Raw genomic sequence first — 18,163 nt, 5'->3', positions numbered from 1 at the left:
CACTCCTCCAGGTACGAGGGGGCGCCTGTATCCCGGTTGCGTGGGGCGGCATTCATCCAGCGCCAATGGATCCGTCCATAATCTTTAGCCATTACCGGCTCCTCGGAGTTCGGCGGACCGGGTTCAGCGAAGTCACGCGCCTCACGTGATCCTCCGGCGGCTTGTGCAGCGGGGATGTCAGCCGAAGAGACGTCATGCGTCGGCGGGATCGCGCAGCGCGAGGGCGTCGGCCTCGCACAACCCGGCACGGACGGCCACACGGCGCCGGGATCGCACATCCGAGCTACGTCGAGGCCGGTATTCCGATTCCCGGCCGCAGCCGCACACCTGGAACCCCTCATAGCGCAGGCCCGCGTCGAGGACCGCGGTGACCGCGCCCCAGCCGCTGTCGTCGGCTCTACGTGGGGCCGCGAAGTCGTGGCCGGCGTATCGCATCGGTACGCGGCACCGGGTACACAGGTGCTCGGCGCCGTCCCAGGGATGCTTGTGGGACTGTCGGCAGGCGACGCACACGTAGTGGACCTTATAGGTCACGAACGCGTACCTGCACATTTTCCAAGTATAAGTCGACCCAGCCCTTTCCGCGGTACGCACAGGTCTCCACGAAGTCGTCGGGGCGGGCTGTCCCTGAATGAGCCGGTCCTGCGGCCAAACGTTGTGGATCACACGCCGGGTGGCCTAGCGAATCAGGCGGTCGTCGCCCTGGGGTCGTCGAGAAGCAGGGACATCAGGCTGACGAACTCACGCCGCTGTGCCGCCGTCAGAGGGGCGAGGAGCCTGTCCTGGATTCCGTCGATCACCGCGTCGAGGTCGAGGAGCTGCTCGGCGCCCTTCTGGGTGATGGTGACGATGTTGCGGCGCCTGTGTTCGGGGTCGACGGTGCGTTCGACGAGGCCGCGCGACTCGAGCTCCGACAGTGCGGCGGTGACGTCACTTCGGTCGATCCCCGTGTTGCGGCCCAGCTCGGCCTGGCTGGCGGGTCCCCACTCCTCGAGCGCGGCCAGCAGTCGGTAGTGGTAGCCGCGAAGGCCGCTGCCGTGAGCCTCGAAGCCCGCGTTGAGCAGCTCCGACGAGCGTGCGTACGTGCGGCTGATGAGCCAGGTCGGGCGGTCCTGGAGCCGGGCCAGGGCGCGGCCGGGCTGATGGCGAGGCATGGGCACACCCGCACGGTAGCACTTGTTGGCCGAGCCAACACTGGCTATGTTGGTGTAGCCAATATTGTTCGCGCCAACACTTATCCGCACCCGCCGCCAAGGAGATCTGGCACATGAACGCCTCACCCATGAACCAGCCCAAGCGAATCCTCATCGTCGGGAGGAGCCCCAGCGTGCTCGTCGAGACCGTCGGGATCCTGCGCGGCAAGGGCTACGCCACGGACGCGACCAACCAGTTCGACCGTGTCCTGGACGACTACGACGTCACGGGCGTCGACATCCTCGTCTTCGGCGGCATGGTTCCGCTGGACACAAAGCAGTACCTCCGCGAGGAGATCTCCAGGCGCAACCCGCATGCCATCGTCGTCCAGGGCCTCGCCGGAATCGCCGGGCTCATCGTGGCCCAGGTGGAGGGTGTCACATCRGTCGATCGGAAGAATGACAGTGAGGTCAGCTACGACGCGGCTCGGCGCTCGATACACCTGACGCTGAACGAGCCCGCGCAGGTCGCCGTCCAGGCCTGGTGGGCCACTTCGCTCACGCCTCCGGAACCGAGGAGCACCTCGATGCGGGTGCTCGATTCCGGGTTCGCCGAGGGCTCCCATACGATCCCGCTGCCGTCGCGAATCCCGATGCGGGCCTCCTACGTGACCGTCGCCGTCGACGCCACCGTCCACGCCTTCACCGTGGGTGCCATGCCGACCTCGGTCACCCGCATGGTCCCTACCAGCGGCAGGTCCGCCGATGGCTTGTCCGGCGGCGGCGGGCTCCCGCCCGTCGCCGAGGTGAACACGGGCGTTCATGGCCGATAGAACCCCGTCCGTCGGAAGCCGATACCGGGGCCTACCGCGCGCCTCGGGCCGGGCTTGGCTCGGCGGGTGTTTCGGCTGCCGGTGACGGTGACGGCGGCGGCGGCGGCGAATCCGGAGTGTCGACGAACTGGCGGGCCTGGAGGGTGAACAGGTCGCGGTAGATGCCGGGGCGGCTCATCAGCTCGGCGTGGTCGCCCTCGTCGACGACGAGGCCCTCGTCGAGCACGTAGATGCGGTCGGCTGTCCGGACGCTGGCGAGCCGGTGTGTGATCAGCAGGACGATCCGGTCCCGGCCGAGCCGCCGGATGAGGCTGAAGAGGGTCTGCTCGGCGCGGGCGTCGAGGGCCGCGGAGGGCTCGTCGGCGATCAGGAACGGCGCGTCCCGGTAGACGGCGCGCGCACAGGCGATCCGCTGCCACTGGCCGCCGGACAAATCGTGGCCGGAGGTGTACTGGCGGGCCAGCGAGGTGTCATAGCCGTGCGGCAGCCCGTCGATGACCTCGTCGGCGCCGGTGGCCCGGGCGGCGGGGATGACGCTGTCGGGGCCGTCGGTCGCCAGCCGGCCGACGCGGCCGACAGCGATGTTCAGCCGGGCCGACATGGGCCAGCGGGTGTAGGACTGCGGGATCAGCCCGACCCGTTCCCGGACGCTGTCCGGGTCGACGCCGGCGAGGTCGACGTCGTCCCAGCGCACGGCGCCGGAGTCCGGCAGGTACAGGCCGGCGAGGACCTTCGCCAGCGTGGACTTGCCGCTGCCGTTCGCGCCGACGAACGCGACCACCTGCCCCCTGCGCAGTTCGACGGACACACCGCGCAGCGCCGCGGTGCCCGTGTGCGGATAGCTGTAGGTGGCGTCGTCGACGCGGATGACCTCCGGGCTTGTCGGTGCCGCCGCCGCCCGCCGGGTGGGGATCCGGCGGGCCGCCTCCTCGATCCAGGCCCGGTACTCGCCGAAGTAGAGGAAGTTCTCGTAGGCCTCGGTGAGGCTGGTCAGCGCGGTCCCCAGCGCGCCGCGCCCGTTGCGGATCGCGAGGACGGCGGTACCCGCCGCGGCGAGCGGCATGATGCCGGCGTCGAGGAGCAGAACGAGCGTGAGGTAGACGGCGCCGAGGGCGAGCCCGGCCACGGACTCGCCGATCAGCCGGTACCGGACCTGGCCGCGGCCGACCCGCAGCTGCTCGGCCTCGTACCCGCGGGCGAGCAGCGTGTACTCGTCCAGCAGGAAGCCCCCAAGCCCGAACGAGCGGATCTCGGCGGCGCAGTCCCGGTCGATCATGCGGTACCGCAGCATGTACTGCCGCCGGACCTGGCGGATGGTGCCTAGCCAGGAGGCGTACGCCAGCCGGGCCGAGCGCGCCGTCGCCCAGCCGTCCGGCAGGATCGACAGGACCAGCAGCGGCAGCAGCAGCGGGTGCAGCACGGTCAGGACGCCGCCCGCGGCCGCCATCCGCACCGCCGAGGTGAACACGTCCGCGGTGTTGTCGACGAGCTGGCGCCCGCCGGCGGCGCCACGCTCGGCGGCGTCGAGGTCGTCGACGAACCGCGGGTCGTCGTAGGCCATCACGGAGGTGCGGGTCGCGACGTCGAGCAGCCGGACCATGCAGACCCGGTCGATCCGCGGGCCGAACCGGCTGCGCAGCAGGCGTTCGACCAGCGTCAGCCCGACGCGGACGACCCCGGCCGCGGCCACCAGCGCCAGCGCCGGCAGCGCCTCGCGGATCCGGTCCGGCGTCGGGCCCTCGCGCAGCAGCTCGGTGAGCGCGCCGGCCACGGCGAGCAGGCCGGCCGCCTCCGCGAGCCCGGACACCACCCGGACGGTGACCAGGGCCAGCAGCCCGGCGCGGTCCGCCTCCCAGGCGAGCGACCACGACAGGCGGAGCAGGCCCGGCAGCCGCCTGGCCATGGTGCGCACGCCGGTGCTCTCCATCGTCTTCTTGTGCTTCGTCCACGCCCCGGTGGCGTCCTCGTCCTCTTTTCCGTACGTCAGGACGGGATCGTGCAGCGCGGCGCCGCTCGCCGGAAGGCCCGCCGGTGGAGGGCCGCTGGTCTCCTCGTCCCGCTCGGAGCTGGGAACGCCCCGCTGAGTTGGTGGCACGCTGATGACGTCAGGGTTGCCGTCCACCCGTCCAGCGTCGGCGAGAAGCCCGCGCCGGAACCCGGATTCTGAGGGTCTTTCGCTTCTCGCGCACGGCTGGGCGGCCCTGCCAGCATTTGCCCCTGTTTCAGACCCGCCTCGCCGTCAGTGGCCTTCCGAGCCGGCCAGCGCGACGTCGAGGACGGGCTGGATCCGCGCGGCGAGCCAGGCGTCGGGCTTGCCTCCGGCCGTGCTGGCCGTGCTGGCCGTACCGCCTGCCAGGCGCCGCCAGCCGAGGCCGGGCGCGAGCAGGGAGAGATCGCCGGCCGCGCGCCGGACCAGTGGGAACCGTTCCTCCCACGCACCGGCCCCCGGGTCGGGGCCAGCGGCGAAACCGACGACGAGCTCGGCGGGCGACGAGATGCCCGCGGCGATCTCGTCCGGCCCGCCGGCCGCCGCGGCGGTCAGGACGAAGGTGTGGGTGACCGCTCCGGCGCTCCCGCCCGGGGGCACCGCGGCGAGATCCAGGGAGCGGACCTCACTGCCCAGCCGGACATACATCCGCGACCCGGCCCCGGCCCCGGCGCCAGCGCCAGGGCCAGCGGCGGGCACGGAGGTGTGCCCACCCGCGGCGCCCGCGGGCGGCCGGATGGTCACCCGGATCTCGACCCGGTTTCCGGTGACCCGGCGCAGCGGGATGAACGAGCCCCGGTAGCTGCCCGGGATGTCCGCGTCGACGAGCTCGTCCGGTCGCAGCCGGTAGAGCGCGCGGCCGGGCATCCGGTCAGGCAGCGCGGCGACGGCGGGCCCGATGTCCGCCGCGTAGACGATCGGGCCGTCGAGCCCCGGGCTGTTGCGCAGCGTGTGGTACGGGACCTGGGTGTACCGGCTGGCCACCCCCGGCGTGACGACGACCAGCGCGGGGCCGGGCAGGTTGTCCGGGACAAGGGCGTCCAGGAAGTCGTTGCCGGCGTCGACGCTGTGCTGCACGTCGATCCTGGGCTGGAGGGTCGGCACCGTGAGCGCCGCGAGCCCGGCCACGGCGAGCGCCATCGCCGTGGGCCGGACGACACCGCCGAACCGGGCGGCCCGCGCGCGGCGGACCGGCCGGGCCGCGTGCGCCGCCCGCGGCGTGTGCGGTCGCGCCGGCAGCAGCGTCCACAGCCACCGGGCGCCGGCGGCAGCGAGGATGACCACCGGGGTGAACCCGGCCAGGTGGTAGTGCGGGCCGAGCCCGTTGCGCAGGCCGGGCACGGCGAACGCCGACCCCCACCAGAAGAAGTAGCCGGCCAGCACCACCCCGGTCGTCGCGAGGAGCAGCAGGCGCTCCGCGCGCCGCCGCGGCGCCAGGATGCCGACGACCGCGAGGGCGATCAGGCCCAGCCCGCCGAAGTACCAGCTCGGCGCCGCGCTCAGGGTGTCCCGGAGCGCGTCCTCGGCCAGGTGACGGGTGAACGGGAAGCTCGACTCGGTGGGCAGGATGCGCCGCGAGCCGAAGCCGAACGTGTCCAGCGGGTCCGAGGCCGACAGCGGCAGGCGCAGCGGCGAGCCCGTCACGTACCAGCAGTAGGCCAGCAGGACGGCGACCAGCGGTGCCGCGCCGAGGGCGGCCCAGGCCGAGCGGGTGGCCAGGGTCCGGGGCGCCCGCCGCTGCCGCACCGCGACGAAGAGCAGGAGGGGCAGCGCGACCAGGACCACGTCGTACGGCCGGTTTAGCAGGGCGAACCCGACGAGCGCGCCGCCACCGATCAGCGCGGGACGCGATCCGGTACGGGCCCCGCGCAGCAGCAGGGCGCTGGCCAGCGTGAGCACGGCCGCGGCGCAGGCGTAGGCGAGCGGAAGGGCGGTGTGCAGCAGGACGAGCGGGGACAGGGCCAGCAGCACGGCGGTCGCCAGGGCCGTCCAGACGTCGTCGAACAGCTCGCGCGCGAGCAGGTAGGCGCCGACGACCCAGCAGGCGGCGACCGCCGCGGGGGCGACGGTCATCGTGCCGAACAGCGCCTGGGAGACGGCGAGCAGCGCGGGCCAGCCCGGCAGGTACTTGGTGAAGACGTGGTTGCCATGGATGCCGGTCAGCCATGGCTGGAAGAACGGCTCCACCACCCGCGCGTCCAGGGTGAGCCGCCCGTGCAGCAGCATCCGCGCCTGCATGACGTATGCGGCCTCGTCGGCGTCCCCGGATCCACGCGGGTAGAGGAATGCCTGCAGGAGGAGGCTGCCGACGAAGGAGCAGAGCGCCAGCAGCAGGACCGCTGCGGCCGGTGCGCTGACCCGGACCCGCCGGAGCCGGTGGAGCGGCCGGAGCCCACGGGGGCGCGCCGGGACCCTCGGGGCCGGTTCGGTGCGCGGCTCCGGGGCGGCGACCGGTGCGGGCTGAGCCGGGATGTCCGGCTTGCGGGTGGCCGTCTCGGGCGCGGAGGAGTCGATGGTCATCGCGGCAGGCCGCGTCCTGACCCGGCCGTCATGGCCGCCTCACGGGCCGGCCCCGTCGTCCCCGATCACGTGTCCGACCCATCTGATGCCCGCCCGCCCTGCCTGTCTCGCGGCCACTAATCCGACATGCACCACCACCAGCACATTCGCGCCAACTGGGATGATAGGTAGTGCGCCAGTCAAGTCGGGCAGGGGTGTCGCCGGCCCACACGCGGGCTTACGTCCAGGTACGAACCCGGGCGGACCCGTCAGCGTGCGGGGTTGCGGGCGGCGATCGCGGCGTTGAGCGCGGTGGCGAAACCGGTCCAGGCCAGGTACGGCAGCAGCGCCGCCCCGGCCAGCCGGTCGGCTCGCCAGGCGCGTGCCAGGAGCGCGGCGTTGGCCGCGTCCAGCGCCGCGATCTCGGCCAGCGCCCAGCGCGGGCGCCTGGCCCGGAAGAACAGCGGCGTCCAGCCGGCGTTCAGGGCGAGGTCAACCGCGAACACGCGCAGCAGCCGCCGCCTGCGCCGCTGGTCGCCGGAGCTGGCGTCGAGCGCGCGGGCGGCCGCGAACGCGATCGAGGCGTACAGCGGCGTCCAGACGGCGGGGAACGCCGCCGGTGGCGGCTGCCACGCGGGCTTGTCCAGCGCCCGGTACCAGGCGGAATCGGGGCTCGTGGCAGCCGCGCCGAGGGCGGCGGCGCCGGCCGTGGCCAGGCTGGTCCTCGCGAAGGTCAGACCGTTCATCCCAGTCTGGTACCCGGCGGGCGCCGAGCATCCCCCGGGGCGCCGGGGCCGCCGCCGAGGCGGGGCCCAGGCCGGGGCTGGGCTGGGCTGGGCTGGGCTGGGTCAGATCATCGCCTGGAACATCCAGTGCTGCATCTCCAGCTCCTTGAGCGCGTCGATGATCAGGTCCTGGGTGACCGGGTCCGGTTCCGCCGTCGCGTCCATCCGGCCGCGCGTCCGGGTGATGACGTCGGCCAGGACGTCGGTCATCAGCCGGACGACCTTCTCGTCCTGGACATAGCCGGACTCGACCCCGTGGATCTGGCCGCGGTGGGCGACGGTGCCCACCTGGCCGTCCGGGTTCACCCCGATGGCCACGGCGCGCTCGGCCGCCAGGTCGGTGTGGCGGCGGGCGACGTCGACGGCCTGGTCGAGCTGGCGGTGGATCGAACGGAACGTCCGGCCGGTCACGTTCCAGTGCAGCTGCTTCGCGAACAGCGAGAGGTCGATCAGGTCGACGACCATGCCCTGGAGGGCCTCGCCGGTCACCGTGCGCGCGTCGTCGGCTAGCGGGCTGCGAATCGCGGTCATGGTGCTCCTCTCCTCGCGACGCCGGTTGCGTCCCTGTCTGGATGCCCATCGAGCAGATCGTTACGGCCCCCTGGCGCCCCGGCGGCTGATCCCGGCACCCGGCCGCGGGGGTGGATCCGGCGGTTTGGGCCTGTGCTGATAGAAGTGGGGAACGGCGATCGGGTCGTGGCGCGGCGCGACGGCGCCAGTGCCGAGGTCACCGCTGGACGAGAGGACGAGGCCGTCCCGTGGCACAGGCAGACGCGCAGGGCGAGGCGAGCGAGACCTCGCTTGAGGCATGGCGGACGGACCCCGTCCCGCCGGAGGCGCGGCGCGCCCAGCCGGTCGAGCTGGACATCGAGATCCCGCATTCCGCGCGGATGTACGACTACTACCTGGACGGCAAGACGAACTATCCGGCGGACCGCGAGGCGGCCGAGCAGGCGCTGTCCGTCTTCCCGCACCTGCGGGTCTACGCCCAGCAGAACCGGGCCTTCCTCCATCGGTCCGTCCGCTTCCTGGCCGAGCACGCCGGCATCGACCAGTTCCTCGACGTCGGAACCGGGATCCCGACGTCGCCGAACCTGCACGAGGTCGTCCARGCGGTCCTGCCGGCGGCCCGCGTGGTCTACGCCGACAACGACCCGATCGTGCTGGCGCACGCCCGCGCGCTGCTGACCAGCTCGGCGGAGGGTCGCAGCGCCTACCTAGAGGCGGACCTGCACCGACCTGACGACATCCTCGCCAGCCCCGTCCTGTCCGGGACGCTCGACCTGACCAGGCCGGTGGCACTCTCCCTGATCGCGATCCTGCACTTCTTCCCGGGCAGCACCGACCCTGGCGCCCTCGTGCGCCGGCTGGTGGYGGCCCTGCCCGCCGGCAGCTACCTGGTGCTCAGTCACGGGACCAGCGACATCGCGCCGGCGGAGACCCAGCGCGTCGTCGACGTCTACAACCAGCGCGGCATCCCCTTCCAGACCCGCGGCCGCGACGAGCTGGCCGCGCTGGTGCCCGCGGGCCTGGAGATCGTCGAGCCCGGGATCACGCTGCTGCACCGCTGGCGCCCGGACGCGGATCCCGACCTCTACTCCGACGCCGACGTCAGCGCGTACGGCCTGATCGCCCGCAAGGGCTGACCGTCAGCCCATGCTCCGGCCGGCGAGCTGACGTGAGCCACCGCCGCGATCAGGCCTGGTCGGGCGGGTCGCGGTCGGGGGCCGCGGGCAGAGTCACGGTCACGACCAGGCCGCCGCCGTCGCGAGCCCGGGCCCTGGCCTCACCGCCATGGGCCTCGGCCACGGACCGGACGATCGACAGTCCGAGCCCGGCTCCTCTGGCGGTGATCAGTCGTTCGGTCACCATCCGGTGGAACGGCTCGAACAGCGACGGGACGTCGTAGGGCGGCACGGTCGGCCCGGTGTTGGACACCTCGATCTCCACCAGGCTGTCGTCCCGGGCACGGCTGGCCACCCACACCTCGCCGCCGCGGCCGATGTTGTGCCTTATGCCGTTCTCGACCAGGTTGTGTACCAGTCGCTCCAGGAGCAGCGCGTCGCCACGGGTCGATGCCTCGGCCGCCGACTCGTGCACGACGACCCCGGCGCGCCTCGCCTCCGTCGCGGTCTGCCCCACGACGTGGGTCACCACGTCCGCGAGGTCGACGGGACGACGTCCGGTGATCTCCTTTTCCGAGCCGGCCAGCAGGAGCAGGCCGCTGATCAGCCGCTCGTGCCGGAGATTGATCGTCAGCAGGTCCTCCCCCAACTGCTTCACGTCCGCGGAGACGGACCGGCGGTGCATCGCCACCTCGACGACGGCGCGGCTCACCGTGAGCGGTGTGCGCAGTTCGTGCGAGGCGTTCGCGATGAACCGGCGCTGCCCGTCGAACGACCGGTCGAGCCGTTCCACCATCGTGTCGAACGCGTCGGCCAGCTCCTTCACCTCGTCGTTCGGCCCGCGCAGGGCGATCCGCTCGTGCAGCCCTCGGTCGGCCGCCGGCGCGCCAGCGATCCGGCGGGCGGTGTCGGTGACCCGGTGCAGCGGCGCGAGGACCCGACCGGCGACCAGCCAGCCGAAGCCGGCCGCCGCGCCACCGACCACGCCCAGCGCGATCCCGCCCTGGACGAGCAGTGACCTGATCGCCGCGTGGCGCAGCTGGTCCTGCTGCTCCCGCCACCACCGCTCGGCGTCCGCACCGGTGATCAGCGGGTCGTCGCCCGAGGGCGCGGCCGTCCGGTCGCCGAGGGTCGCGGAGGTCGTCACCTTCCCGCCGACGTCGATTCGCTGGGCGAGCACCTTCATCCCGGAGGCGCGCAGCTGCTGCTGGAACAACGCGTATGTGGCGCCGAGTAGCACCACCCCGGCGATGAGAAACAGACCGGCGTAGATCAGCGTCAGCCGCGTCCGCAGCGTGCGGCGACGTGGCGCCGCCCCAGGCCGGCGCGGCCGGCGCGGCCGGAGTGCCGGCCCCCGCCGCGGCCGCGACGACCGCGACGGCGCGGGGCGTCCCGATGGGAGCCGGACGGTCGTGGCGGTCATGGGATCTGGTATCCGACGCCGGTAACGGTCTCGACGACCTGTGGGTCACCGAGCTTGCGGCGCAGTTTGAGGATGGCGAGCCGCACCGCTCCGGTCAGCGGGTCGGCATGCTCATCCCACGCCTTCTCCAGCAGGAGCTCGGCGGACACCACGGTCCGTCGGCCCGCAGCAGCTCGGCGAGGACGGCGAACTCCTTACGGGACAACGGCACATACTGGCCATCCCTGAACACCTGCTGCCGGGCCGGGTCCAGGGTGATGCCCGCCCGGCTCAGCACCGGCGGCGTCGCCGGGCGGGCCCGCCGGCCCAGCGACCGGACCCGGGCGGCGAGCTCCGCGATGGCGAACGGCTTGGTCAGGTAGTCGTCCGCGCCGAGGTTGAGCCCGTCGACCCGGTCGGTGACCTCGGCGGCGGCGGTGAGCATCAGGACCCGGGTGTTCGCGCTGGACTCCACCAGCTCCCGGCAGACGTCGTCGCCGTGCACGGCCGGCAGGTCCCGGTCGAGCACGACCACGTCGTAGCTGTGGACCATCAGCCGGTCCAGCGCTGCCTCGCCGTCGTACACGACGTCCACCGCGTGCGCCTCGCCTCGCAGCCACTCCGCGACCGCGTCGGCGAGCATCGGCTCGTCCTCTGCCACCAGTACCCGCACGACGCCACTCCGCTCATCCCGTCGACCCGCCGACACATGTTCGCCGACCACTCTGTTTCTTCACTGTTAGCGCAAGCTGATGATCTTGAGAGGTCACGGCCGGAGGGCGGACCGCCGACGGTCGCCACGGAAACGCCAGCGAAACGCTCCGATGCGTTGCATCAGCGCTCGACCGGCCGCGACCAGCGCCGGCCGAGACAGCGCGAAATCGCAAGGAGACGACGTGATACGAAGGCTTTCCCTGCGAATGCCGACGGTTCTGGCGGCGCTGCCGCTGGTCCTGGTGCTGGCCCTCACCGGCTGCGGCGCCGGCGACGGCAGCGCCACGGTCGCCTCGGCGGCCGGTGCCGGATCCGGTGGCGCGGCCGGGACGAACGGCGGCGCCACAGCCACCGGCACCCCGAGACCAGGGGACCTGGCCGTGAAGTTCGCGCAGTGCATGCGCGAGAACGGCGTCGACATGCCCGACCCGGTGGACGGCCGCATCGAGCTGCGGGTCGACCCGAGCACCCCGAAGGAGACCGTCGACGCGGCCATGGAGGCCTGCCGCGAGTACAGCCCGCAGGCGAACGGGTCCGCGGGTAGCGACCCGGAGATGGAGGCGAAGGCCAGGGAATTCGCCGCCTGCATGCGGAAGAACGGCGTCGAGGCCTTCCCCGACCCCGAGCCGGGCCAGCGCGGAATCATGATCGGCCCGGAGGTCGGGGACGACCCGGACTTCCAGACCGCCCAGCAGGCCTGCGACGGCATCCTGGCCGGGAAGGGATGACCCGGGTGACCCTCGAGGAGCAGACAGACCACCGCGAGCGGGTCCGGACCGCCGAGAGCCGTCGGCGCGGCGGCCGCGGACGGCGACGTGGCCGACGGATCGCGACTGTCCTCACCGTCATGGCCGCGGGCGGGGCGGCGGCCACCTCGGCGGTGCTCGGTCTCGCCGACGACGGCGAGGCGGCAGGGTCGAACGCCACCGCGCCGCCACCGAACACCGCCGAGGTGACCCGGCAGACGCTCACCGACTCCCGGACCGTCGACGGTGACCTCGGCTACGGCCCCTCGACCACCTTGGTCAGCCGCCTGCCGGGCACCGCCACCGCGCTGCCGGACACCGGCGCCCGGATCACCCGCGGCCAGCAGTTGTTCCGGGCCGACGACCAGCCGGTGACGCTCCTGTACGGGACGATGCCGGCCTACCGGTCGCTGCGCGCGGGCACCGAGGGCCAGGACGTCCTGCAACTCGAGGAGAACCTGGCCGCGCTCGGCTATTCCGGCTTCACGGTCGACGACTCCTACACCGACGAGACCGCGCGCGCGGTCACCCGGTGGCAGGAGGACCTGGGACTACCCGGGACGGGCCGGGTCGAGCTCGGCCGGGTGGTGTTCGYGCCGGACGCCGTCCGGGTGGACGCGGTCACCGCCGAGCTCGGCGGTCCGGTGGGCCCCGGCAGCCCAGTACTGAGCTACACCGGGACCGCCAAGGCCGTGACCGTCGAGCTGGAGACGTCCGAACAGCGGTTGGCCGCCGACGGCGCCGAGGTGACCGTCGCCCTCCCGGGCGGGGCGAGGACCCCCGGCCGGATCGACGAGGTGTCGACCCGGATCGTCCCGGGCGACGGCCCCGACGCGGATCCCGCCACCACGGTCGAGGTAGTGGTCGGGCTGCCGGAGCAGCGGGCCGCTGACGCCTACACGCTGGCCTCGGTCGACGTCACGTTCACCGCGGGCCGGCGGGCCGACGTGCTCACCGTCCCGGTCGCCGCGTTGGTGGCGCTGAACGAGGGCGGGTTCGGAGTGGAGGTCGTCGACAGGGCGGCCGGGACCTCGCGGTATGTCGCGGTGACCATCGGCCTGTTCGCCGACGGCCGGGTGGAGATCTCCGGTCCCGGCATCGCCGAGGGCGTCACGGTGGGGATGCCGGCATGATCGAACTACTCGAGGCCGCCAGGGTCTACCCGGGCGGGGTCGCCGCGCTCGCCGGCGTCACCCTGCGGATCGGTCGTGGCGAGCTGGTCGCGATCGTCGGGCCGTCCGGGTCCGGGAAGTCGACGATGCTCAACATCCTCGGCGCGCTGGACCGGCCGACGTCCGGGACGGTGCGCATCGACGGACATGACGTGGCCCGGCTGGCGGACGCCGAGCTCTCCGCGCTGCGCGCCGGCCGGATCGGCTTCGTCTTCCAGCAGTTCCACCTGGCTGCCGGCGTCAGCGCCCTGGACAACGTGGCCGACGGGCTGCTCTACCGCGGCCCGCGGGCGGCGGCGCGGCGCCGCCGGGCCGCCGAGGCACTCGAGCGGGTCGGCCTCGCCCACCGGATGGATCACCGGCCGCACGAGTTGTCCGGTGGCGAACGACAGCGGGTCGCCGTCGCCCGAGCCATCGTCGGCGACCCGCCGCTGCTGCTCGCGGACGAGCCGACCGGGGCTCTCGACTCTGTGTCCGGCGCCGGCGTGATGACACTGCTGCGCGAGCTGCACGACCACGGGACCACGGTGATCGTCATCACCCACGACCGGGAGATCGCCGCGTCGCTGCCTCGGCAGGTCCGGATGCGCGACGGCCGGATCGTGGCCGACTCCTTCGCCGGCCAGGTCCGGACGCCGGTCAGCGAGGTGGCGTGATGACGGCGCCGCCGGCCCCGGCGCCCCCCGAGCCGGCGGCCCGACCGGCGCGGGCGAGGCCGGCTGGCGACGGCGCGCTCGCGCCGGCCCGGATGCGGCCAGGGGACGTGGTGAAGGTCGGAGCCGTGGGGCTGCGTACCCGCCCGCTGCGGGCGTTCCTGTCCGCGCTCGGCATCGCGATCGGGATCGCCGCGATGGTCGCGGTGGTCGGGATATCGTCGTCGTCCCGCGCCGATCTGGACCGCGCGCTCGACGCGCTCGGCACCAACCTGCTGACCGTCTCGCCGGGCACCACCCTGGCCGGGAGACAGGCGTCGCTGCCAGCGGAGGCCGGGGCGATGGTCGGCCGGATCGGCCCAGTCGAGTCGCTGTCGGCGGTCGGGCGGCTCAGGGACGCGAAGGTCTACCGCACCGGCCGGATCCCCGCGGCGGAGACGAACGGGATCGCCGCCTACGCCGCCCGCGCCGATCTGCTGGCCACCGTGGGCGGCGAGCTGGCCAGCGGCACGTGGCTGAACGAGGCGACCAGCGGCTACCCGGCGACGGTGCTCGGCGCCGTCGCCGCGCGGCGGCTCGGGATCGGCCACGCCTCGCCGGACATCCGGATCCTGCTCGGCGGGAGCTGGTTCACGGTCGTCGGCGTCCTCGAACCGGCGCCGCTCGCCCCTGAGCTGGACACCGCGGCGCTGGTCGGATGGTCGGTGGCCGCGTCCAGGGCGGGATTCGACGGGCATCCGACGACCATCTACGTCCGGCCGCGGGGAGATCAGGTGGAGGCGGTCCGCGACGTGCTCGGCGCCACCGCCAACCCGGAGGCGCCGAACGAGGTCGAGGTATCCCGCCCGTCTGACGCGCTCGCCGCCCAGCGGGCGGCCGGGGACGCCTTCACCGGCCTGCTGCTCGGCCTCGGCGGGGTCGCGCTGCTCGTCGGCGGGGTCGGCGTCGCGAACACGATGGTCATCTCGGTACTGGAGCGGCGCTCCGAGATCGGGCTGCGCCGCTCGCTGGGGGCGACCAGAGGCCAGGTCCGCGCACAGTTCCTCACCGAGTCGCTGCTGCTGTCCGCCCTCGGCGGCGCCGGCGGGGCACTGCTGGGAGCCGCGGCCACCGTCGGGTACGCCGCGGCGCGGGGCTGGCCGCCGACGCTCCCGGCCTGGGCGGTGCTCGGTGGTCTCGGCGCGACCGTCGTCATCGGCGGGCTGGCCGGTCTCTACCCAGCGGTCCGCGCCGCCCGGCTCTCCCCCACCGAGGCGCTGGCGGCTCCGTAGGCGAACGGCGCCCCTGCCCCGGTCGCCGTCGGCCGCGTCCCTTCGCGTGACCGGGGCGGGCGGCTCCCAGGCCTGTCGCCGTTCGGCCCGGGAACCGGGCTGTCCTCAGGGGCACCCGGCGTCGCGCGCATCAGCCCTGGGACGTCGCCGCCGGCGCGAGACGGGCCCGGGCGGCGCCCAGGGCCTCGCCCGCCTGTGCGTGCCAGGCGGCGACGAGGTCCCCGGCGGGCACGGCGCGGCTCAGGGACGCCGTCTCCCCCGCCCACAGGTTGACGAGTTCCGGGTCGCCGCGACGACGTCCCTCGGCCCGCAGCGGCGCGGTGATCCGATGGACACGCGGGTAGGCCGCCGGGGCGTCGGCGCCGTGCTCACGGGTGAAAACGTTGTCGAACCCGCGGGCGAGCCGCCCGGTGAACGCCCGGCTGACGACGGTGCGCCGCCCGCCGGCGAGCGCCGCCCGGTGCACGTCCGACGTGCCCGCCTCCGGGGTGAGCAGGAACGCGCTCCCGAGGACGGCGGCGTGGGCGCCGGCGGCCAGCACCGCCGCGATCCCGGCCCCGTCCGCGATGCCGCCCGCCGCCAGCACCGGCAGGCCGACCGCGGCGCGCACCCGGGCCAGCAGCGGCATGAGCGCCAGTCGCACATCGGCGCCCTCCGCGTCGTCCGGGTCGATGCCACCGCGGTGGCCGCCGGCCTCCCAGCCCTGCGCGATCAGCGCGTCCGCGCCGAGAGCGGCGGCGGCGATCGCCTGCCGCTCGTCGGTGACCGTGACCGCGACCGGTATCCCGGCCCCGTGGCAGCGGGCGACGTCCTCGCTGGTCGGCAGGCCGAACGCGACGCTGAGCAGGGCGGGGCGCGCCGCGACCACGATGTCGAGCTTCGCCGCGAAGTCGTCGTCGTCCGCCGCCCCGGGCGGTCCGGCTGGTCCGCCGGCCCCACCGGGACGGGGGTCGCCGGGTGCCACGCCCAGCCGGGCGGCGAGCGGCCCGAGGCGCTCGACGTAGGCCGCGACGGCCGCGTCGAGCGCCTGGGCCGCCGCGCCCCGGGGCCTCCCGCCGCCCAGGAACAGGTTCACGGCGAACGGGCGGCGGGTGAGCTCACGGGTCCGTTCGACGTCCGCGGCGAACCGGTCGGCGGTCAGGTAGCCGGCGGCGAGCGTCCCGAGCCCGCCGGCCTCGCCGACCGCCGCGGTGAGCTCGGGCGTCGACGGCCCACCGGCCATCGGCGCACAGACGATCCTGGTCGGCACGTGTGGCAGCTCCATGCCCGTGACCTTCCCATGGCCAGCCGGCCCGATCCCGAGCGCACGGCGGGAGGCCTCGGCCCGAGGCCCCTGGTGGGCGGCGTCGAACGCGCCGTGCCGGCGAGGCGCCGCGGGCGGCCCGACGGTGATTCCGCCGCATGCCACGCCCGGGAAACAAGAATCAGGTTCTTGTACTGAGAGGAAGACCCGTCTCGTCAGTTTTCCCCAGGGACAGCCAAAAGAAGGCCGGAATTCTGGTTCATCTGGATGAGGCTATGCTCACGTTCCAGAGTGGAATCGGTGGCCGACCATGGTGGGCGGACCAGAGGACCGGCGGCCCGGCGACGTTCGAGGCGGTCGCGAACAGGCGACGAGTCGCGACCGACGTCACGGCACGGGCGCGGGCCGCACGGGCCGTCGCGGCTCGCCGGGAGAGGTCCGCCAGCCCGCCGCGGTCCGGCGCGACATCATCTGGGAGTTGTGCATGCACGCGACGGGTGACGGGCATGGCGGGCCTCGGCTGCCGAGAGCGAGCAGCCGATTATCGGCGCCCGGCCGCGCGCCGGTAGGCCACCAGCTGCCGCGCCGGGCGGTGCGTGGACGGACGCGCGCGGGAACGCTGTCTCTCGCGCTGGCGCTCGTGGCGACGGCCGGCTGTGCCGCCAAGGCCGGCGAGACCGCCGCGGCGAGCTGTGACGCGCCGGGCGTGACCCCCGACGCCGTCAAGGTCGGGCTGCTCTATCCGGACAGTGGGGTCCTGTCCGAGGCCTTCAAGGCGGCGCGCGGCGGGGTCGAGGGCCGGATCGGCCTGGCCAACCAGTCCGGCGGCGTCAACGGCCGCGGGATCGACCTGGTCTGGCGCGACGACGCCGCCACGGCGAGCACCAACGGCACGGCGGCCAGGGAACTCGTCGAGAACGTCCCGGTGCTGGGGCTCATCGAGCTGAGCACGGCCGTCTCCGGGTCCGCCGACTATCTGGACAGGACGGGCGTGCCGGTGACCGGCCTTACCGCCGAGTCACTGTGGAACGACCACGCCAACATGTTCTCGTTCTCCTATCTTTTCGCCAAGGGCACGGCGGTCACCACCTTCGGCCAGTACGCCAGGGCACAGGGCGGCACGCGGGCGGTCGTGCTCGAGGACGCCGCCGACGGCCCCTCCGTGGAGATCGCCAACCAGCTGATCGCCAGCCTCAGGAGCCAGGGCATCGACACCGTGGATCGGGTCGGCTACACGACCGGGTCGAGCAGCGCCGCGCGGACCGCGCAGGACGTCATCGACAGCGGGGCGGACGTCATCGTCGGCACCGTGGCGATGAGCAGCATCGCCGAGGTGCTGGCGGCGGTGCGCACCGCCGGCGGCGATCCCAAGGTCGTGCTGAGCCCGAGCGGCTACAGCCAGGCGCTGGTGCGCGAGCAGGGGCCCGCCATCGCGGGCCTGACCATCTGGGTCAACTACACCCCGTTCGAGGCGGCGTCGCCCGCGATCCGCAGGTACCAGAAGGCGATGGCCGACTTCGCCCCCGAGCTGGACGACCCCGATCAGGAGGTCGCCGTCGCCTCCTACATCAGCGCGGACCTCTTCCTGCGCGGCCTGGAAGCCGCCGGCTCCTGCCCCACCCGGCAGGCATTCATCACCGACCTGCGCAAGGTCACCGACTACGACGCCGGCGGCCTGGTTCCCGGCACCGTCGACCTCTCCCAGAACCGCGGCAAGCCCAACACCTGCTACGCGTTCGTACGCGTCAACGCCACCGCCACCGGCTTCGACCTCGCCGACAACAACGGGTCCGGGCAGTGGTGCGGCCAGCTCCTGACGGGGGCGGCCGCGGGCACCGGGTGACCGGCCACGTCTGACCGGTCCGCGCCCGACCGGTCAGACGCGGTCGATCCGGGCACCCTTCCGGGCCCGGGCGGCCACGGCCTTCCGGCGGCCACGGCCCCCGGCGTGCCGTTGGTTGTATAAAATATTCATTGACGGACTGAAGCCCAGCCCTCCCCCGCGGGGCCGCCAGAACCCGCGCGAACCACCGGCCGGGCCGGCATCCGTCTCGGCCACCCCATCTCCGCCACCGTCGGCGGCGCCGACCGAGGGCAACC

The 18,163-nt window shown here is 73.7% G+C and carries 15 protein-coding genes and 1 pseudogene; 7 read left to right on the top strand and 9 right to left on the bottom strand.

From position 1 onward, the window contains the following. Positions 1-192 precede the first annotated feature (192 nt). Both BL253_RS05540 and BL253_RS05535 read right to left on the bottom strand, forming a co-directional pair. Positions 193-534 (bottom strand): hypothetical protein, encoded by a 342-nt coding sequence (locus BL253_RS05540; protein WP_198946174.1) that lies wholly within the window; start codon positions 532-534, stop codon positions 193-195. Between the two features lie 152 nt (positions 535-686). Beyond that, positions 687-1,154 (bottom strand): MarR family winged helix-turn-helix transcriptional regulator, encoded by a 468-nt coding sequence (locus tag BL253_RS05535; RefSeq protein WP_076814130.1) that lies wholly within the window; start codon positions 1,152-1,154, stop codon positions 687-689. Between the two features lie 113 nt (positions 1,155-1,267). Here BL253_RS05535 and BL253_RS05530 point away from each other — a divergent pair, with 113 nt between their 5' ends. Next, the gene (locus BL253_RS05530) at positions 1,268-1,966 is read left to right on the top strand and encodes a hypothetical protein (RefSeq protein ID WP_076814129.1); all 699 of its coding nucleotides are present in this window, start codon (positions 1,268-1,270) and stop codon (positions 1,964-1,966) included. A 31-nt stretch (positions 1,967-1,997) separates the two neighbouring features. On the opposite strand, the gene BL253_RS05525 is transcribed toward BL253_RS05530, so the two are convergent. The 4 genes from BL253_RS05525 to BL253_RS05510 form a co-directional block, all read right to left on the bottom strand. After that, positions 1,998-4,088, bottom strand: a complete 2,091-nt coding sequence (locus BL253_RS05525; RefSeq protein ID WP_076814127.1) for an ABC transporter ATP-binding protein — start codon at positions 4,086-4,088, stop codon at positions 1,998-2,000. A gap of 117 nt (positions 4,089-4,205) precedes the next feature. After that, the gene (locus BL253_RS05520; protein ID WP_076814125.1) at positions 4,206-6,473 is read right to left on the bottom strand and encodes a DUF6541 family protein; all 2,268 of its coding nucleotides are present in this window, start codon (positions 6,471-6,473) and stop codon (positions 4,206-4,208) included. 248 nt (positions 6,474-6,721) lie between these two features. Continuing rightward, positions 6,722-7,198, bottom strand: a complete 477-nt coding sequence (locus BL253_RS05515) for a TspO/MBR family protein (protein ID WP_076814123.1) — start codon at positions 7,196-7,198, stop codon at positions 6,722-6,724. Between the two features lie 102 nt (positions 7,199-7,300). Beyond that, positions 7,301-7,768, bottom strand: coding sequence for a Dps family protein (locus BL253_RS05510; RefSeq protein WP_076814122.1), 468 nt, complete (start codon positions 7,766-7,768; stop codon positions 7,301-7,303). Positions 7,769-7,995: 227 nt separating this feature from the next. Between BL253_RS05510 and BL253_RS05505 the strand changes: the two genes are divergently transcribed. Next, complete coding sequence (locus tag BL253_RS05505; RefSeq protein ID WP_076814121.1) at positions 7,996-8,883, top strand: SAM-dependent methyltransferase; 888 nt, start codon at positions 7,996-7,998, stop codon at positions 8,881-8,883. A gap of 49 nt (positions 8,884-8,932) precedes the next feature. On the opposite strand, the gene BL253_RS05500 is transcribed toward BL253_RS05505, so the two are convergent. Together BL253_RS05500 and BL253_RS05495 are read right to left on the bottom strand one after the other, a co-directional pair. Further along, entirely contained in the window at positions 8,933-10,285 is a 1,353-nt protein-coding gene (locus BL253_RS05500; protein WP_081438028.1) for a sensor histidine kinase, read from the bottom strand. Beyond that, positions 10,282-10,937 (bottom strand): annotated as a pseudogene (locus tag BL253_RS05495) (response regulator transcription factor). The gene BL253_RS05500 and the pseudogene BL253_RS05495 overlap by 4 nt, the downstream one beginning before the upstream one ends. Positions 10,938-11,160: 223 nt before the next feature. Between BL253_RS05495 and BL253_RS05490 the strand changes: the two are divergent. The 4 genes from BL253_RS05490 to BL253_RS05475 are packed head-to-tail and all read left to right on the top strand — an operon-like array spanning position 11,161 to position 14,820. After that, positions 11,161-11,706: a hypothetical protein gene (locus BL253_RS05490; protein ID WP_241834551.1), complete on the top strand. Its 546-nt coding sequence runs from the start codon at positions 11,161-11,163 to the stop codon at positions 11,704-11,706. Continuing rightward, the gene (locus tag BL253_RS05485; RefSeq protein ID WP_076814119.1) at positions 11,703-12,857 is read left to right on the top strand and encodes a peptidoglycan-binding protein; all 1,155 of its coding nucleotides are present in this window, start codon (positions 11,703-11,705) and stop codon (positions 12,855-12,857) included. The genes BL253_RS05490 and BL253_RS05485 overlap by 4 nt, the downstream gene beginning before the upstream one ends. Further along, positions 12,854-13,552, top strand: coding sequence for an ABC transporter ATP-binding protein (locus tag BL253_RS05480; RefSeq protein WP_076814118.1), 699 nt, complete (start codon positions 12,854-12,856; stop codon positions 13,550-13,552). Before BL253_RS05485 ends, BL253_RS05480 begins: the two co-directional genes overlap by 4 nt. Further along, positions 13,552-14,820, top strand: coding sequence for an ABC transporter permease (locus BL253_RS05475; RefSeq protein WP_081438027.1), 1,269 nt, complete (start codon positions 13,552-13,554; stop codon positions 14,818-14,820). The genes BL253_RS05480 and BL253_RS05475 overlap by 1 nt, the downstream gene beginning before the upstream one ends. A 130-nt stretch (positions 14,821-14,950) precedes the next feature. Here the strand turns inward: BL253_RS05475 and BL253_RS05470 are convergent, their stop codons facing one another. Next, positions 14,951-16,084, bottom strand: a complete 1,134-nt coding sequence (locus BL253_RS05470) for a nitronate monooxygenase (RefSeq protein ID WP_076814186.1) — start codon at positions 16,082-16,084, stop codon at positions 14,951-14,953. A 463-nt stretch (positions 16,085-16,547) separates the two neighbouring features. Between BL253_RS05470 and BL253_RS05465 the strand changes: the two genes are divergently transcribed. Next, positions 16,548-17,906 (top strand): ABC transporter substrate-binding protein, encoded by a 1,359-nt coding sequence (locus BL253_RS05465; protein WP_081438032.1) that lies wholly within the window; start codon positions 16,548-16,550, stop codon positions 17,904-17,906. Positions 17,907-18,163 lie beyond the last annotated feature (257 nt).

This window comes from Pseudofrankia asymbiotica (assembly GCF_001983105.1).
Classification (GTDB): domain Bacteria; phylum Actinomycetota; class Actinomycetes; order Frankiales; family Frankiaceae; genus Pseudofrankia; species Pseudofrankia asymbiotica.
This window is presented reverse-complemented; position numbering and strand designations above follow the sequence as displayed.

What these genes read in the sequence shown, in the direction of transcription:
- BL253_RS05535 (WP_076814130.1), bottom strand. Translation starts at nt 1,154, where the DNA reads ATGCCTCGCCATCAGCCCGGCCGCGCCCTGGCCCGGCTCCAGGACCGC.
- BL253_RS05520 (WP_076814125.1), bottom strand. Translation starts at nt 6,473, where the DNA reads ATGACCATCGACTCCTCCGCGCCCGAGACGGCCACCCGCAAGCCGGAC.
- BL253_RS05515 (WP_076814123.1), bottom strand. Translation starts at nt 7,198, where the DNA reads ATGAACGGTCTGACCTTCGCGAGGACCAGCCTGGCCACGGCCGGCGCC.
- BL253_RS05510 (WP_076814122.1), bottom strand. Translation starts at nt 7,768, where the DNA reads ATGACCGCGATTCGCAGCCCGCTAGCCGACGACGCGCGCACGGTGACC.
- BL253_RS05500 (WP_081438028.1), bottom strand. Translation starts at nt 10,285, where the DNA reads ATGACCGCCACGACCGTCCGGCTCCCATCGGGACGCCCCGCGCCGTCG.
- BL253_RS05480 (WP_076814118.1), top strand. Translation starts at nt 12,854, where the DNA reads ATGATCGAACTACTCGAGGCCGCCAGGGTCTACCCGGGCGGGGTCGCC.
- BL253_RS05475 (WP_081438027.1), top strand. Translation starts at nt 13,552, where the DNA reads ATGACGGCGCCGCCGGCCCCGGCGCCCCCCGAGCCGGCGGCCCGACCG.
- BL253_RS05470 (WP_076814186.1), bottom strand. Translation starts at nt 16,084, where the DNA reads ATGGAGCTGCCACACGTGCCGACCAGGATCGTCTGTGCGCCGATGGCC.
- BL253_RS05465 (WP_081438032.1), top strand. Translation starts at nt 16,548, where the DNA reads ATGCACGCGACGGGTGACGGGCATGGCGGGCCTCGGCTGCCGAGAGCG.